Below are 14362 nucleotides of genomic sequence, written 5' to 3' on the forward strand. Positions count from 1 at the left end.
AACAAAACGTAGCGTTTCATACAGTGAAACGCAAGACCCAAGGAGGGGTCATGCAGACCGATTCAGTCCTGGCCGAGGCCCGGATCATTCCCGTGGTGGTGATCAACAGGGCGAACCGTGCGCAGGCGCTGGCCGAGGCGCTCGTCGCCGGCGGCATCCCCTTCGCCGAGGTCACCTTCCGCACCGACGCCGCCGCGGCCTCCATCCGGGCGATGGCGGCCGATCCCTCGCTGTGCGTCGGCGCAGGGACGGTGGTCACCCCGGCCCAGGTGGACGAGGCGGCCGACGCGGGCGCCCGGTTCATCGTGAGCCCCGGCTTCAGCGCCGCGGTCGTCCGCCGCGCGCAGGAACACGGCCTGCCGTTCTTCCCCGGCGCAGTCACCCCGACCGAGATCATCGCCGCGCTGGACGCGGGGCTGAGCACGCTGAAGTTCTTCCCCGCGGGCCTCTACGGCGGCCCCGCGGCGCTGACGGCGCTCGGCGCGCCGTTCCCGCAGGTGCGGTTCATCCCGACGGGCGGGGTGTCGGCGGCGAACCTCTCCGAGTACCTGTCCCTGCCCAACGTCGCGGCCGTCGGCGGCTCCTGGATGGTGCCCGCGGACGCGGTCGACGCCGGCGACGTCCCGACGATCACCCGCCTGTGCGCGCAGGCCGTCGCCGCGCTGCCGACCCCGGCGGAGGTGGCGTGATGTCGGTCCTCGACCTGCGCCCGTCCGCCGAGTGCCGCTACGAGGCCGTCGGCCTCGGCGAGGTCATGCTGCGCCTCGACCCGGGTGACCTGCGGATCCGCAGCGCCCGCAGCTTCGCCGCCTGGGAGGGCGGCGGCGAGTACAACGTCGTGCGCGGCCTGTCCCGGGTGTTCGGGCTCCCCACGACCGTCGTCACCGCGCTGGTGGACGACGAGGTCGGCCACCTGATCGAGGGGTTCATCCTCGCCGGCGGGGTGGACGCGCGCTGGATCAGCTGGGCGGCCTCCGACGGGGTCGGACGCGCCGTCCGCAACGGCCTGAACTTCACCGAGCGCGGCTTCGGGGTCCGGGGCGCGAAGGGGGTCTCCGACCGTGGCCACACCGCGATCGCGCAGCTGCGTCCCGAGGAGATCGACTTCGACCGGCTGTTCGGTGAGGTCGGCGTCCGCTGGCTGCACACCGGGGGCATCTACGCCGCGCTGAGCGAGCAGAGCGCCGCCACCTGCCTGGCCGCGTTGCAGGCGGCGAAGCGGCACGGCACGGTGGTCTCCTACGACCTCAACTACCGGCCCAGCCTGTGGCAGGCGATCGGCGGCCAGGCCCGGGCCCGCGAGGTGAACCGCGAGCTCGCCTCCTACGTCGACGTCATGATCGGCAACGAGGAGGACTTCACCGCCGCGCTGGGCTTCGACGTCGAGGGCGTGGACGCGGACCTCTCCGACCTCCCCGTGGACGGCTTCGCCGCGATGATCGACCAGGTCGCGGCGGCGTACCCGAACCTGCAGGTGATCGCCACCACGCTGCGCACCGTCCGCTCGGCCTCCCTGAACGACTGGGGCGCCGTCGCGTGGTCGCGGCAGGCCGGGCTCGTCCAGGCCACGCACCGCCGCGAACTGGAGATCTTCGACCGGGTCGGCGGCGGGGACTCCTTCGCCTCCGGTCTCGTCTACGGACTGCTCACCGGCGCCGACCTTCAGCGCAGCGTCGACCTCGGCGCTGCCCACGGCGCCCTCGCCATGACCACGCCCGGCGACACCTCGATGGTGACCGCCGCCGAGGTCCTCAAGCTCGCCGACGGGGGCAACGCCCGCGTCGACCGCTGACCCCCGTCCACCCCAACCCCCCGACCATCCCCTACCAGAGATCGAACCAAGAATCCTCGAGAGACCGGTCCCGGTCGCTCGTCAACGATGACGAAAGGAAACCCAGATGAGTTCCCCTGAGCTCACCCGACCCGGGGCCGAAGACGCCACCCGGAACGTCAAGCGCGCCGCGGCCAGCGGCTGGATCGGCAGCGCGCTGGAGTACTACGACTTCGCGCTCTACTCGACCGCGGCGGCGCTGGTCTTCCCGAAGATCTTCTTCACCTCCGAGAACCCCACGGTCGCGGTGATCGCCTCGCTGGCCACGTACGCCGTCGGCTACGTGATGCGTCCGGTCGGCGCCGTCGTGCTGGGCGCCTGGGGCGACCGGCACGGCCGCAAGAACGTGCTCGTTCTCGCCATGCTGCTGATGGGCTTCTCGACCTTCGCCGTCGGCCTGCTGCCGACGTACGCGCAGGTCGGCGTGCTGGCGCCGGTGCTGCTGGTGCTGCTCCGCCTCGTCCAGGGCTTCGCCGTCGCCGGCGAACTCGGCGGCTCCAACGCGATGATCGTCGAGCATGCGCCGGACGCGCGGCGCGGCTTCTTCGCCAGCTTCAGCCTGCAGGGCACCCAGGCCGGCTCGATCCTGGCCACCGCGGCCATGCTGCCGCTCGCGTCCCTGCTGCCCGAGGCCGCGTGGCTCGGCTGGGGCTGGCGGATCCCGTTCCTGCTCAGCGCCATCGTGATCGTCGCCGGCTACATCATCCGCGCCCGGGTGAGCGAGCCGCCGGCCTTCCAGACCGGAGTGGCGGACAACGCCGAGGCGAAGAAGCGGTTCCCGTTCGTCGAACTGCTGCGCACCAAGCCGCTGGTCACCCTGCTGTGCATCGTGATGACCTTCACCAACGTGATCGGCACCACCACCCTGGTGTTCGGCGTCTCCTTCGGCACCTCGAAGATCTACGGCATCGGCTTCACCTCGTCCGACATGCTGTGGGTGACCCTGCTCACCAACATCACCGCCGTGATCACCATCCCGATCTGGGGCGCGCTGTCGGACCGCATCGGACGCCGCGTGTTCATGATCGTCGGCGGCCTCGGCGGCGGCCTGCTCTCGGGTGTCTACCTGTGGTCGGTCACGCAGAAGAACCTCGCGCTGGTCATCGTGATGGCGATCATCGTGCAGGGCATCCTGTTCCAGATGTGGAACGCGACGTTCGCGACCTTCTACCAGGAGCAGTTCCCGATGCGGATCCGCGTCACCGGGTTCGCGGTGTCGCAGAACGTCGGCCTGATGATCGCCTCGTTCTTCCCGAGCATCTTCACCGCGGTCGCGCAGCCCGGGTCGAACGTTCCGCTGGTGATCGGCGCGACGACCTTCGCGATCACCGTTGTCGCCGCCGTCGCCGCGCTGCTGTCCAAGGAGACCAGGGGCAAGAGCCTGGCCGACCTGGAGACCGCAGAGGTCACGCCCGAGCCCAGCGTGGCGCAGGCCTGAGTGCCACTCTTGGTGGGGTCGGTGGACGGGGCGCTCCCGTCCACCGGCTCGGCCGGATCGACGACGACGGAGACCTCGATGGAACACAAGACCTGGCCGGTGGCGCACAGCCCGCTGCTGCGCGCGCCGGAGCGGTTCATCTCCCGCGGCGGGCTGCAGGAGCTCGTGCAGCGGCTGACCACCAACCTGGTGAACATCAGCGACCCCACCGGCGAGTTCCTGCTGCGGCTGGACGACGGCAGGGTGATCGACACCAAGGGCTGGGCGGGCTGGGAGTGGACGCACGGCATCGGGCTGTACGGGATCTGGCAGTACTGGGACCAGACCGGTGACACCCGGATGCGCGACATCATCGACGAGTGGTTCGCGGCGCGGCTGGCCGAGGGCACGACGAAGAACGTGAACACGATGTCGCCCTTCCTCACCCTCGCCCACCGCTACGAGGAGACCGGCGACCGGACGCTGCTGCCGTGGCTGGACTCGTGGGCGGAGTGGGCGATGCGCGCGATGCCGCGGACCCCGCACGGCGGCATGCAGCACATCACGCTGGCCGAGGAGAACCACCACCAGCTGTGGGACGACACCCTGATGATGACGGTGCTGCCGCTGGCCAAGATCGGGCTGCTGCTGGACCGTCCGGCGTACGTGAAGGAGGCGACGTTCCAGTTCCTCACCCACGTCGCCTACCTGATGGACCGGGAGACCGGGCTGTGGTTCCACGGCTGGACCTTCGAGGGCCACCACAACTTCGCCAGGGCGCGGTGGGCGCGGGGCAACTCGTGGCTGACGATGGTGGTGCCGGACTTCCTGGAGTTGCTCGACCTGCCCGCGGACGACCCCGTCCGCCGGTTCCTCGTCGAGGTGCTGGACGCCCAGGTCTCGGCGCTCGCCGACCTGCAGGACGCGTCCGGCCTGTGGCACACGCTGCTGGACGACCCGGACTCCTACCTGGAGGCGTCGGCCACCGCGGGGTTCGCGTACGGGATCCTCAAGGCGGTCCGCAAGGGCTACCTCGACGCCCGGTACGCGGAGGTCGCGGAGCGGGCCGTCCGGGCGATCATCGCCAACATCTCCGCCGACGGTGAGCTCGAGCAGGTGTCGTTCGGCACCGGCATGGGCCCCGACCTCGACTTCTACCGCACCATCCCGCGCACCTCGATGCCCTACGGGCAGGCCATGGCGATCCTCTGCCTGGCCGAGTACCTGCGCACCTACTACTGACCGCCCCGGACCGGACACCGACTACTGGAGGACGCATGATTCTCGACTCGTTCCGACTCGACGGGAAGGTCGCCGTCGTGACCGGCTCGTCCCGCGGCCTGGGGCAGGGGGCAGCGGTCGCACTGGCCGAGGCGGGCGCGGACGTGGCCCTCATCGACCGCACCCCGGCCGCGGACACCGCTGACCGCGTGCGGGCGCTGGGACGCCGCGTGCACCAGGTCGAACTCGACCTGGTCTCCGCGACGCCCGAGCAGCTGGAGGACGCGGTGGCGTCCGTGGTGGCCGCGCTCGGCCGGATCGACATCCTGGTGAACAACGCCGGGATCATCCGGCGGGCGCCGCTGCTGGAGCACTCCGCGTCCGACTGGGACGAGGTGCTCGCGATCAACCTGGACACGGTGTTCCACCTGTCGCAGTCGGCAGCGCGCCGGTTCGTGGCGCAGGGCAGCGGGAAGATCATCAACGTCGCGTCGATGCTGTCGTTCCAGGGCGGCATCCTTGTCCCGGGCTACGCCGCGTCCAAGCACGCGGTGGCCGGGCTCACGAAGAGCTTCGCGAACGAGCTCGCCGCGCACGGGGTGAACGCGAACGCGATCGCGCCGGGCTACATGGCCACCGACAACACCGCGGCGCTGCGGTCCGACGAGGACCGGCAGGCCTCGATCCTGGCCCGGATCCCGGCCGGACGCTGGGGCACCCCGGCCGACCTGCAGGGGCCGTTCGTGTTCCTCGCCTCGCCCGCGTCCGACTACCTCAACGGCGCGATCATCCCCGTCGACGGCGGCTGGCTCGTCCGCTAGAAGTCCACCGCCGCGCCCCATCAACCAACGAAGGAAGAACCCATGGAACAGCGCTACGCCACCAACCCGGCCCAGGTGCCCGGCTTCACCACGCAGGACCTGCGCGACACCTACCTGGTCGAGGAGGTGTTCGTGCCCGGGGAGGTGAAGGTCGTCTACACCCACCACGACCGGATCGTCCTCGGCGGCGCGGTGCCGAACGGCGCCGACCTCCCCCTCCCCACGTTCGACGAACTGCGCGCCGAGTACTTCCTCGCCAACCGCGAGCTAGGCATCGTCAACGTCGGTGAGGTGGGGACAGTGACCGCGGACGGCACCACCTACCAGCTGCCGAACGGGGCCTGCCTGTACATCGGACGCGGCACGAAGGACGTCGTCTTCGCGGGCCAGGACGCCCAGTTCTACCTGTTCAGCGCCCCCGCGCACACCACCTACCCGACCACGCTCGCGCTGCCCGACCAGGGCACCGTCCGCGAGCTGGGTGACCAGGTCACCAGCAACCGCCGGACGCTCACGCAGTACATCCATGAGAACGGGATCCAGTCCTGCCAGGTGGTGATGGGCGTCACCCGGCTCCACCCCGGCTCGATGTGGAACACGATGCCCGCCCACACCCACGACCGCCGCACCGAGTGCTACCTGTACTTCGACGTGCCCGCCGACGCCAGGGTGATCCACCTGATGGGCGAGCCGGCCGAGACCCGTCACCTCGTCGTCGCCGACCGGCAGGCCGTCATCTCCCCGTCCTGGTCGCTGCACTCCGGCGTCGGCACCGCCGCCTACTCCTTCGTCTGGGCGATGGCCGGCGAGAACAAGTCGTTCAACGACATGGACGCGGTGCCGCCGGTCTCAATCCTCTGACGCCGCAGAACCGGCACGAAAGAACCGTCCCCGCGTGCCGGGCACTGAGGGCCACCCTTCGTCGCCGAGAGCCACCGCTCCCGTCGAGGGCTCTTGTCCGGACACTGGCTCTCGACGAGAACGGTGGCCCTCGGGCACCAACACGGGCCGTCGATGGGTGGAACCGACGGACGCCAGGCCGTCGCCACCCGGGCGGCGGTCCCGGCGCGCCGCTGACGTGATCCTGCCGCTCTGCGTTGCCGATGTGGCGTCTGGTGTCACATCACAGGCAGCCAATGGACGGATCGCGTCGGGTGGCGGGGTACTTCGTGACGCGCCGGGGTTCGTTCCTCACCCCGGTGCTCCTCAGGGGCCGTGGCGCGGCGTCGGCTCGGCGGCGAATCTCAGTTGCTGACGGCGACCCGGTAGTGCCAGACCTCGCTGGCGGTGCCGACGGGGCGCGGGCGGGACGGGTCGGGAGCCTCGCCGGGGCCGTGGCCGTGTCCCTGGCGGAAGTCGGCGGACGCGAGCCACGCCTGGTAGGACTCCTCGTCGTCCCAGCGGGTCACGACCAGCCACTGCTCGCGGTCGTCGGTGGGCTGCAGCAGCTCGAAGCCGCCGAAGCCCGGCTGCCCGTCCACCGCCCCCAGACGGGCGGCGAACCGGTGGGCGAGCTCATCCCCGGTCTCCTTCGGCACGGTGATGGCGTTGATCTTGATCACGGTCATGCCGCCATTGTGCCCACGCCGCGGGCCGGCTCAGGACGCGTCGTCCACCACCTCGGCGGTGACCCGGACCGGAACGGCCAGCGAGTTGGCGATGAAGCAGCCCTGGTGGCCGGCCTCCACCAGCGCACGGACGACGTCGTGGTCGGTGCCGGGAGCCACCGTGATCCGGGTGTGCAGCGCGATCGCCGTGAGCGCCGGACGCGCCAGGCTGGCGTCAAGCACCGCGTCGGCGTCGTCGGTGTAGGCGCGCACGTCCACCTTCTTCAGCGCCGCCTCGGCCAGGAACGACAGCAGCTGGCAGCTACTGGCCGCCGCGAGGACCAGTTGCTCGGGGTTGAGCCGGTCCGGCGTCCCCAGGAACGCAGGGTCCGCGGTGAGGGCCAGGTCGAGCGCTGAGGCCGTCGCCGGTCCTGGCGCCGCATCCTCGGCGACCGCGACCAGCCGATGCGCGCGGTCGTAGTGCCGGTAGCCGGCGCCGGTCGACCCCGACCACTCCAGCCGGGTCCGGTAGCGGTGCTGCGAGAACCGTGAGCTCATTGCGCGAGCCTATGCCAGCACCGGGGCGGCACCTTCACCCCAGCCCCAGGAACTCCCGCCAGCGCGGCACCTCGCGCCGGGACTGCGCCAGCCCCGCCTCGTGGCTGGCCCGCAGCAGGGCCACGTCCCTGGTGCTGTTGCTGACCGGCATCCGGTCGGGCACGAACAGCAGCGCGTCCCCGGACCGCTCGAGGTCGAACAGCTCCTCCCGGGTGCGGTTGTAGTTGGTGTGCCGGACGCGGAGCGCCTCGGCGACGGCGGGGTAGCGGCGGAACCACGTCCGGTACACCGCGGGGGCCGACGTCGGACGCTTCACGTAGCCGCGCTCCTGCGTGAGGACGACGAAGAATCGGGTGAATCCGTCCGCCTTCGCCGCGTCCAGCGCGATGCCCCCGTTGCCGGCGAGCGCCCCGTCCACGTAGACGTGCCCGTCCAGCCGCACCGGCGGCATGATCACCGGCATCGTCGAGGACGCCCGGACGCGCCGCATCAGGTCGGGCAGGGCCGCGATGTCGTCGCGCGTCCAGGTGACGCCCCGGCCGGTGTCGCACTCGAACGCCCCGATCCGCAGCCGGGCGGGGTTCGCGGCGAACGTCGCGAAGTCGTACGGCAGCGCCTGGTCGGGGGCGGACGTCTGCTCGTAGATGTAGGCCGCGTTGAACAGCCCCTGGCCACGCAGGAAGCTGCCCCAGTTCCCGAACCGCGGGTCGGCGGCGAACTCGACGAACGACCGCCGGGCGCGGGCGCCGTCACGGGCCAGGTAGTTGGCAAGGTTGCTGGCACCGGCGGAGATCCCGGCCACCCAGTCGACGTGGATGCCCTCGGCCAGCAGAGTGGCCACGACGGCCGAGGTGTAGCTGGCCCGCATGCCGCCGCCCTCGAAGATGAGGGCGACGTCGGCCACGTTGCTCGTGAGCACCTCGGGCACGCGTCCTCCCCCTTCCGCCCGCACTGTAGCCCCGCTCAGCGCGGCCGCGTCCCGGCCCTCCGTCCGCGGGCGGCGCGGGCAGCCCAGCGTCCGTCGTGGTGGTGCACCTCGATCGGGTGGTCGAACGCCGCGGAGACGTTGGCCGTGTCGAGGACGGTGGCCGCGGGCCCGGCGGCCACGACGCGTCCGGCCGACAGCAGCAGCGCGTGGGTGGTGCTGGCCGGCAGCTCCTCGAGGTGGTGGGTGACGAGGATCGACGTCAGGTCCGGACGGTCGTCGGCGAGGTCGTCGAGCGTCTCCAGCAGTTGCTCGCGGGCCGACACGTCCAGGCCCGTGGACGGCTCGTCGAGGAGCAGCAGGGAGGGCTCACAGATCAGGGCGCGGGCGATCAGCGTGCGGCCGCGCTCACCCTGGGACAGCGTCGGCCAGCGGTCGCCGGAGCGCGCGGCGAGCCCGAGCGTCCCGATCAGCGCGTCGGCGTGGGCGAGCTCGGCAGCCGACGGCGCCCAGCGCAGCGGTGTCTCGATCGTGCCGGTGATCCCGGTGAGCACGACCTCGCGCACGGTCAGCGGTGAGCGCAGCGGGTGGCGGGGATTGACGTGGCCGATGTGCCGGCGCAGCTCCTGCAGCTCGACCCGGCCGAGCTGCCTGCCGAGGACGCGGACGGTGCCGGAGCTCGGGTGCGTGACCGCCCCGCAGAACCCGAGGACGGTGCTCTTCCCGGCGCCGTTGGGGCCCAGCAGCGCCCAGTGCTCCCCGGCGCGGACGGTGAGGCCGACGCCGGTGAGGATCTCCTTGCCGTCCCTGCGGAAGCAGACGTCGTCGAGCTGGAGCACCGGTTCGGTGGCGTCGCGCTCGTCCATGCAGCACTCCTTCCCGCGCCGACGGCGCCGGGACGAGGATCGGGTTCCGGGTCAGGCTAGCCGTCCGTCCGGCTCGGACCGTCCCTGCTCCCGCGGGTGTTCAGTGTCCGGATTCGGAATTGGCGCCACGAGACTTGCGTAATTAGGTTAGGCTCGCCTTACGAAATACCGGGAGTGCCCGGGACGGCGTGCGCGCCGGCCCTCCGCTCACCGGCACAGCCGACTCCAGGGGGTCTCGTGGAAGACGTCGAAACCACGATCTCGGTCATGCACGACGAAGCGCTGCGCGCCCGCTCGGTCTCCCTGGTCCACCGATTGCTCTCCGGCGCCGGCCGTGCGTCCGTCGTGGCCTACGACCTGGCCCCGGTCGTCGAGGCCGAGGCGATCACCCATGCGCTCAGCGACGTCGGCGAACTGATGGTGGCCTGCGTCGCGGACGAGGACGTCCCGCTCAGCACGGGGGGGCAGTTGCCCGTCCGCGTCCGCATGGACGTCGTCAAGGAGGCCCCCGAGTGGTCGGTGCGGATCACGGCCTGCGCCGCGCACCTGCTCGGCGTCCTGGAATGGCTGGACGGTGACGTCCGCGACAGCTACCTGACCGGTGCCGGGCTGCCCGCCCGCATGGTCGAACTCGCCTCCGCTCGCGGCGGCCGGCTCGGGATCGTGCGGACAGAGCGCGTCCTGCTCCACGACGCGACCGGCGTCACGCCCGTCCCGTTCGACGAGATCGCGGACCTGGCGGTCAGCGCCACCCCGTCCTTCCCCGACGCCGATGACGAGTGGGCGGCGCGGGAACTGTTCGCCCGGCTCTCCCCGTCCGATGTGTCCGATCTCCTGGACGCCGCGGCCGCCGGCTGGGACGCGGCGTTCCCGCTGTCCGTGCGCGAGCAGGGCGGCTGCCCGCACCTGGACGGGCAAGTCTTCTGCGTGGACGTCGACAGCAACGGCCTGACCGTGATGGATGTCGACTCCGGGCTCACGACCGTCGTGCTCTTCACCTTCGACACCCCGGCGAAAAGCGTCGAGGAGCTGGCCGATCGACTCGGCCAGCTCCTCGACGGGTGCGCGGGATTCAGCTCGCTTCGTAGCTGAGGCAGTCGGCGGTGTCGCCGGCGACGTCGATCGCCCCGGCGGTGCACAGCAGGTCGGTGTTGTGCACGCACTCGAGGCGCTTGCAGGCGCCCACCTGACCGCTCGGGGTCGACAGCGCTGCGCGCGCGTCGAGGGCGACGAAGGTGTCACAGGAGGCCTTCGCGCCCGAGCCGCCGACGGTGATCGCGAGTGCGGTGCAGCCGCCGTCGTTGAACGCGCAGGCGGTGGTGGTGCAGGACTTGACGGTCGTCATGGTCATGATCTGGGGTCCTTCCGTGTGGTGCCACGTCGTGAATACGCATTCACCATAACTCCGGTTTTCCGTCCCCACAAGCAATATTAGCCTTACCTAACTTCGCGCGCATTAGGCAAAGGGGGGCTTTCGTAAATCGGCACCGCCCCGATTCTCGGCCCTGTGGCTAGGTGAGTTGTGCTCGTCGCGCGGCCTCTGGGCCGAACGGAAACCGGGATCAAAAAGGCCACTCCCCTTTTTCGTAAATCGGGTGTCACGAATCATCTACGTACTATTGAGCAATCACGCCTGAGTCGCCGCCAGCTCGGCCAGGTCGGCCGCGGTCAGGGCGACGTCGGCGGCGCGGAGGTTCTCCTCGAGGTGGACGACGCGGGAGGTGCCCGGGATGAGCAGGATGTTCTCGCGGTGTCCGAGCAGCCAGGCCAGCCCGACCTGCGCGGGAGTGACGCCGTGGCGGGTGGCGACGGCGCGGACGGTCTCGTCCTCGGTCACCTTCGGGGTGTGCGGGAAGGCCGAGCCGAGCGGGAAGTAGGGGACGTAGGCGATCCCGCGCTGGTGGCACAGCTCGAGGACGTCGGCGTCGGAGCGGTCGAGCAGGCTGAACGCGTTCTGGACGCACGCGATCCCGACGAGGTCGTCGGCCGCCTCGACCTGCGCACTGCTCGCGGTGGAGATGCCGATGCCGGCGAGCTTGCCCTCCGCGCGCAGGGCGGCGAGTTCCCCGAGCTGGTCCTCCAGTGGCACGCGCTGCGCGGGGTCGGCGGCGGGGTGGTCCATCAGGCGCAGGTTCACCGCGCCGAGGCGCTCGACGCCGAGGCTGCGCAGGTTGTCCTCGACCGCCTCGCGCAGTTGCGCGGGTCGCTGGGCGGGGAGCCAGGCGCCCTCCGCGTCCCGGAGCGAACCCACCTTGGTGACCAGGACGAGCGTGTCGGGGTACGGGTGGAGGGCGGCGCGGATCAGCTCGTTGGAGACGTCCGGGCCGTAGTACTGGGCGGTGTCGATGTGGTCGACCCCGAGTTCGATCGCGCGCCGCAGCACGGCGAGCTCCTCGGCGCGGTCCCTGGGCGGCCCCATCACCCCGCGGCCGGGCAGTTGCATCGCGCCGAACCCGATCCGGTGCACGCTGAGGTCTCCGATGGCGTAGGTGTCCATGGACGGAATCTAGCCCGGGCCGGTGACACCGGGGGCCTCAGCGGCGGGGGTCGGCTCTCTGCCCGCGCCTAGACTGCCGTGCCATGGCAGTGGGGATCATCGGGTTGGGCCGCCTCGGCGGCGCGCTGGCGAAGGGTCTGGCCCGGGCGGGCGGCTTCGAGGTGTACGCGTTCAGCCGCACGGCCGCGTCCGCGCGGGACCTGCTCGCGGGCACGGAGGGCATCGCGCTGCTCGACTCGGCGGAGGCGGTGTTCGAGCGCTGTGACGTAGTGTTCGTCTGGATGGGGCCCGACGACGCGCGCGCCGTGCTCGCCTCCTGCGCGGAGGTCGTGGCGCGGCGGCGTCCGTTCCTGGTCAGCAGCACGCCCGGCGTCCGCTTCGACGAGTTCGGCCCGCGCTGGGCGACCACGCTCCCGAACGTGAACCTCTCCGTGGGTCAGGGGGCGACGCTGCTCACGTGGGGCGAGGTCCCGTCCGACGCCGATCGGGAGGCCGTGCTGGCGCCGCTGCGGGCGTGCGGCGCGGTGTACGAGGTGGACGCGGAGGACCTCGGGTTCTACTGCGGGCTGACCAGCAACGGCCCCGCGCTGTACGCGAGGGTGATGGACGGCTGGGCCGACACCGTCGCCGACCGGCACGGCTACGACCGGCAGCTGTGCCGCGAGATGGTCCGGCAGACGGTCGCGGGCACGATCGCTCTCCAAGCTGGCGAGGGCATCGACGCCGCCGAGGTGATCCGGCGGGTGGCGCACCCCGGCGCCAGCACCGAGCAGGGCCTCCGCGTCCTCGACGCCCACGTCGAGCCGGTCTCCGAAGAGGTCCTCCGCGCGATGGGTCAGTGGTAGCCGCTCGCACAAACGCTCCCGAAACTCGCAGAAGCCACCGAAAATTCGGGAGCTTCTGCGGGTTTCGGGAGCGTTTGTGGGGTGGTCCGGGATGGTCGGGCCGGGATGACGGACGTGAGTGCAGTGCCTTTCGCCGCCTTGTCATCCCTGCGGAGGCCGGAATCTCGGTGTGGGTGCGGTGGGTGGTCGGAGAGATCCCGGGTCAAGCCCGGGATGACAGGGGGGGCCGCGGTTCCTGAGGGGTGGGCGCCGGCGATCTTCGCCGCCTTGTGGGTGCGGTGGGTGGTCGGAGAGATCCCGGGTCAAGCCCGGGATGACGGCTGTCGCGTTGGTCATGGCTGTTGGGGCGTGGGCGCCCGTGCTTTTCGCCGCCTTGTCATCCCGGCGGAAGCCGGGATCTCCGTGTCGGTGCGGCCGGGAGGGAGAGAGATCCCGGGTCAAGCCCGGGATGGCAAGGAGTCGGCAGCGGGCGTGGGACCATGGCGAGCGTCTGTTTCCGACCCGATCTGGAGGGTTCGTGTCCGTACATCGTGAGGTGGTGATCCTTGCCACCGGGGGCACCATCGACACCGTCTACAGCCGGGACGGGCGACTCGAGATCGGGCCTCCGGCTGCACCCGCGCTCCTCGCGCCGGCCGGCCTGGCCGGAAGCGTTCCGGTCGCCTCCGTGGTGGCGAAGGAGTCGTCCGACCTCACCGCGGACGATCGTGAGGCGCTCGTCGCGCACCTCGCCGCGCTCGCCGACGTCGGCGTGGTGGTCACCCACGGCACCGACACCATGACCGTCACCGCCGAGTACCTGCTCGCCCACCCGGACGTGCCCGACAGCCTGACCGTCGTGCTCACTGGCGCCATGCAGCCGGCCGTCATGCGCGACAGCGACGCACCCTTCAACCTCGGTGGCGCGGTCATCGCCGCCCAGACGCTGCCGCCCGGCATCTACCTCGTGATGAGCGGACGGGTCTTTCGCGCGGGCGAGGTCACCAAGAATCGCGCCGAGGGACGATTCGAGGACCTCCGGCCCTGAGCGTCACCAGCCGAGGAACACCCCGATCGCCTCGTTCACCGGGCCCGGAGCGTCCTGGTTCGCGTTGTGCGCGGCGTCCGCGATGACGACGAGCCGTGCCCGCGGGTCCCGCTCCGGCCAGCGGCGGAGGGCGGCGGCGATGTTCCCGCTGCGGTCGTGCTCGCCGAGCACGAGCAGGGTCGGCACCGGAAGCCGATAGCCGAGGTCCGGGGTGACGGCCTCCCGTCCGAACCCCATCACCTCGAGGAACCGCGTCCGCCCGGTCGCAGAGAGGGCGTTCGCAGCGTACGTACGGGTCTCCGCACGGGTACCGCACGCCTCGGCCGACTGACGGACGGCGAGCTCCCACGGGTAGCAGGCCAGGATCGGCACGGCGAGGGAGAGCAGGAACCGTTCGACACCGCTCAGCGGGCCGTGGTTGTCGGTGCAGTCGATCAGCACCAGCCGCTGCACGGCGTCCGGACGGGACGCGACGAGGGTCTGGGCGAGATTGCCGCCCATCGACTGGCCGACCAGCACCACCTCGGACGCGTCCACACTCGCCAGCAACGCGGTCAGGTCGTCGACCAGGTCGGCGTAGCGGAACCGGCCGGCGAGCGTGGACGCGCCGTGCCCGCGGGCGTCCCACGCGCAGATGCCCCAGTCGTCAGGCACGGCCGGGAACTGGGCGTCGAACATCTCGCCGTCCATGCCCGCGCCGTGCAGGAACACGACCCAGCGGCCGTCGCGGGCGTCCCTGCGGCGCACGAGGACCTCGCAGCCGGGGCGGGCCAGGCGGGTGTCGACGAGGGGACGCACGGCGGCAGG

Annotated in this window: 16 protein-coding genes; 9 read left to right on the forward strand and 7 right to left on the reverse strand. The window is 71.3% G+C overall.

Annotated elements, in window-relative coordinates:
- The first annotated feature begins 50 nt into the window (after window positions 1-50).
- From eda to kduI, 6 genes are all read left to right on the forward strand, one after another.
- Window positions 51-689: a bifunctional 4-hydroxy-2-oxoglutarate aldolase/2-dehydro-3-deoxy-phosphogluconate aldolase gene (gene eda, locus QM779_RS14310; protein ID WP_428536371.1), complete on the forward strand. Its 639-nt coding sequence runs from the start codon at window positions 51-53 to the stop codon at window positions 687-689.
- A complete protein-coding gene (locus QM779_RS14315) occupies window positions 686-1792 on the forward strand; it encodes a sugar kinase (RefSeq protein ID WP_428536373.1) in 1107 nt (368 codons plus the stop codon). The genes eda and QM779_RS14315 overlap by 4 nt, the downstream gene beginning before the upstream one ends.
- A gap of 106 nt (window positions 1793-1898) precedes the next feature.
- Entirely contained in the window at window positions 1899-3269 is a 1371-nt protein-coding gene (locus QM779_RS14320; protein ID WP_428536375.1) for an MFS transporter, read from the forward strand.
- Window positions 3270-3347: 78 nt separating this feature from the next.
- Window positions 3348-4490 carry a glycoside hydrolase family 88/105 protein gene (locus QM779_RS14325; RefSeq protein WP_428536377.1) on the forward strand — a complete coding sequence of 381 codons (1143 nt, stop codon included), beginning with the start codon at window positions 3348-3350 and terminating at the stop codon, window positions 4488-4490.
- A 35-nt stretch (window positions 4491-4525) separates the two neighbouring features.
- Complete coding sequence (gene kduD / locus QM779_RS14330) at window positions 4526-5290, forward strand: 2-dehydro-3-deoxy-D-gluconate 5-dehydrogenase KduD (protein ID WP_428536379.1); 765 nt, start codon at window positions 4526-4528, stop codon at window positions 5288-5290.
- A gap of 42 nt (window positions 5291-5332) precedes the next feature.
- Window positions 5333-6151 carry a 5-dehydro-4-deoxy-D-glucuronate isomerase gene (gene kduI, locus QM779_RS14335; protein ID WP_428536381.1) on the forward strand — a complete coding sequence of 273 codons (819 nt, stop codon included), beginning with the start codon at window positions 5333-5335 and terminating at the stop codon, window positions 6149-6151.
- Between the two features lie 383 nt (window positions 6152-6534).
- Here the strand turns inward: kduI and QM779_RS14340 are convergent, their stop codons facing one another.
- The 4 genes from QM779_RS14340 to QM779_RS14355 are packed head-to-tail and all read right to left on the reverse strand — an operon-like array spanning window position 6535 to window position 9186.
- Entirely contained in the window at window positions 6535-6858 is a 324-nt protein-coding gene (locus QM779_RS14340) for an antibiotic biosynthesis monooxygenase family protein (RefSeq protein ID WP_428536383.1), read from the reverse strand.
- Between the two features lie 30 nt (window positions 6859-6888).
- Complete coding sequence (locus QM779_RS14345) at window positions 6889-7395, reverse strand: OsmC family protein (RefSeq protein WP_428536385.1); 507 nt, start codon at window positions 7393-7395, stop codon at window positions 6889-6891.
- A gap of 34 nt (window positions 7396-7429) precedes the next feature.
- Entirely contained in the window at window positions 7430-8323 is an 894-nt protein-coding gene (locus QM779_RS14350; protein ID WP_428536387.1) for a patatin-like phospholipase family protein, read from the reverse strand.
- Window positions 8324-8358: 35 nt separating this feature from the next.
- Window positions 8359-9186, reverse strand: coding sequence for an ABC transporter ATP-binding protein (locus tag QM779_RS14355; RefSeq protein WP_428536389.1), 828 nt, complete (start codon window positions 9184-9186; stop codon window positions 8359-8361).
- A 267-nt stretch (window positions 9187-9453) separates the two neighbouring features.
- Between QM779_RS14355 and QM779_RS14360 the strand changes: the two genes are divergently transcribed.
- On the forward strand, window positions 9454-10278 hold the full coding sequence (locus QM779_RS14360; RefSeq protein WP_428536391.1) for a hypothetical protein: 825 nt from the start codon (window positions 9454-9456) through the stop codon (window positions 10276-10278).
- Here QM779_RS14360 and QM779_RS14365 read toward each other — a convergent pair.
- Window positions 10259-10537: a DUF1540 domain-containing protein gene (locus QM779_RS14365; RefSeq protein WP_428536393.1), complete on the reverse strand. Its 279-nt coding sequence runs from the start codon at window positions 10535-10537 to the stop codon at window positions 10259-10261. The genes QM779_RS14360 and QM779_RS14365 overlap by 20 nt on opposite strands.
- Before the next feature lie 276 nt (window positions 10538-10813).
- Window positions 10814-11683 (reverse strand): oxidoreductase, encoded by an 870-nt coding sequence (locus QM779_RS14370; protein ID WP_428536395.1) that lies wholly within the window; start codon window positions 11681-11683, stop codon window positions 10814-10816.
- 83 nt (window positions 11684-11766) lie between these two features.
- Here QM779_RS14370 and QM779_RS14375 point away from each other — a divergent pair, with 83 nt between their 5' ends.
- Window positions 11767-12528, forward strand: a complete 762-nt coding sequence (locus tag QM779_RS14375; protein ID WP_428536397.1) for a pyrroline-5-carboxylate reductase family protein — start codon at window positions 11767-11769, stop codon at window positions 12526-12528.
- A gap of 517 nt (window positions 12529-13045) precedes the next feature.
- Window positions 13046-13555 carry an asparaginase domain-containing protein gene (locus tag QM779_RS14380; protein WP_428536399.1) on the forward strand — a complete coding sequence of 170 codons (510 nt, stop codon included), beginning with the start codon at window positions 13046-13048 and terminating at the stop codon, window positions 13553-13555.
- Between the two features lie 3 nt (window positions 13556-13558).
- Here QM779_RS14380 and QM779_RS14385 read toward each other — a convergent pair whose 3' ends face one another.
- Complete coding sequence (locus QM779_RS14385) at window positions 13559-14353, reverse strand: alpha/beta fold hydrolase (RefSeq protein WP_428536401.1); 795 nt, start codon at window positions 14351-14353, stop codon at window positions 13559-13561.
- Window positions 14354-14362: the final 9 nt, after the last annotated feature.

The sequence above is a fragment of the Propionicimonas sp. genome (assembly GCF_049840635.1).
Lineage (GTDB): Bacteria > Actinomycetota > Actinomycetes > Propionibacteriales > Propionibacteriaceae > Propionicimonas.

What these genes read in the sequence shown, in the direction of transcription:
- QM779_RS14370 (WP_428536395.1), bottom strand. Translation starts at nt 11,683, where the DNA reads ATGGACACCTACGCCATCGGAGACCTCAGCGTGCACCGGATCGGGTTC.
- QM779_RS14340 (WP_428536383.1), bottom strand. Translation starts at nt 6,858, where the DNA reads ATGACCGTGATCAAGATCAACGCCATCACCGTGCCGAAGGAGACCGGG.
- kduI (WP_428536381.1), top strand. Translation starts at nt 5,333, where the DNA reads ATGGAACAGCGCTACGCCACCAACCCGGCCCAGGTGCCCGGCTTCACC.
- QM779_RS14360 (WP_428536391.1), top strand. Translation starts at nt 9,454, where the DNA reads ATGCACGACGAAGCGCTGCGCGCCCGCTCGGTCTCCCTGGTCCACCGA.
- eda (WP_428536371.1), top strand. Translation starts at nt 51, where the DNA reads ATGCAGACCGATTCAGTCCTGGCCGAGGCCCGGATCATTCCCGTGGTG.
- QM779_RS14345 (WP_428536385.1), bottom strand. Translation starts at nt 7,395, where the DNA reads ATGAGCTCACGGTTCTCGCAGCACCGCTACCGGACCCGGCTGGAGTGG.
- QM779_RS14365 (WP_428536393.1), bottom strand. Translation starts at nt 10,537, where the DNA reads ATGACCATGACGACCGTCAAGTCCTGCACCACCACCGCCTGCGCGTTC.
- kduD (WP_428536379.1), top strand. Translation starts at nt 4,526, where the DNA reads ATGATTCTCGACTCGTTCCGACTCGACGGGAAGGTCGCCGTCGTGACC.
- QM779_RS14355 (WP_428536389.1), bottom strand. Translation starts at nt 9,186, where the DNA reads ATGGACGAGCGCGACGCCACCGAACCGGTGCTCCAGCTCGACGACGTC.
- QM779_RS14375 (WP_428536397.1), top strand. Translation starts at nt 11,767, where the DNA reads ATGGCAGTGGGGATCATCGGGTTGGGCCGCCTCGGCGGCGCGCTGGCG.
- QM779_RS14320 (WP_428536375.1), top strand. Translation starts at nt 1,899, where the DNA reads ATGAGTTCCCCTGAGCTCACCCGACCCGGGGCCGAAGACGCCACCCGG.
- QM779_RS14325 (WP_428536377.1), top strand. Translation starts at nt 3,348, where the DNA reads ATGGAACACAAGACCTGGCCGGTGGCGCACAGCCCGCTGCTGCGCGCG.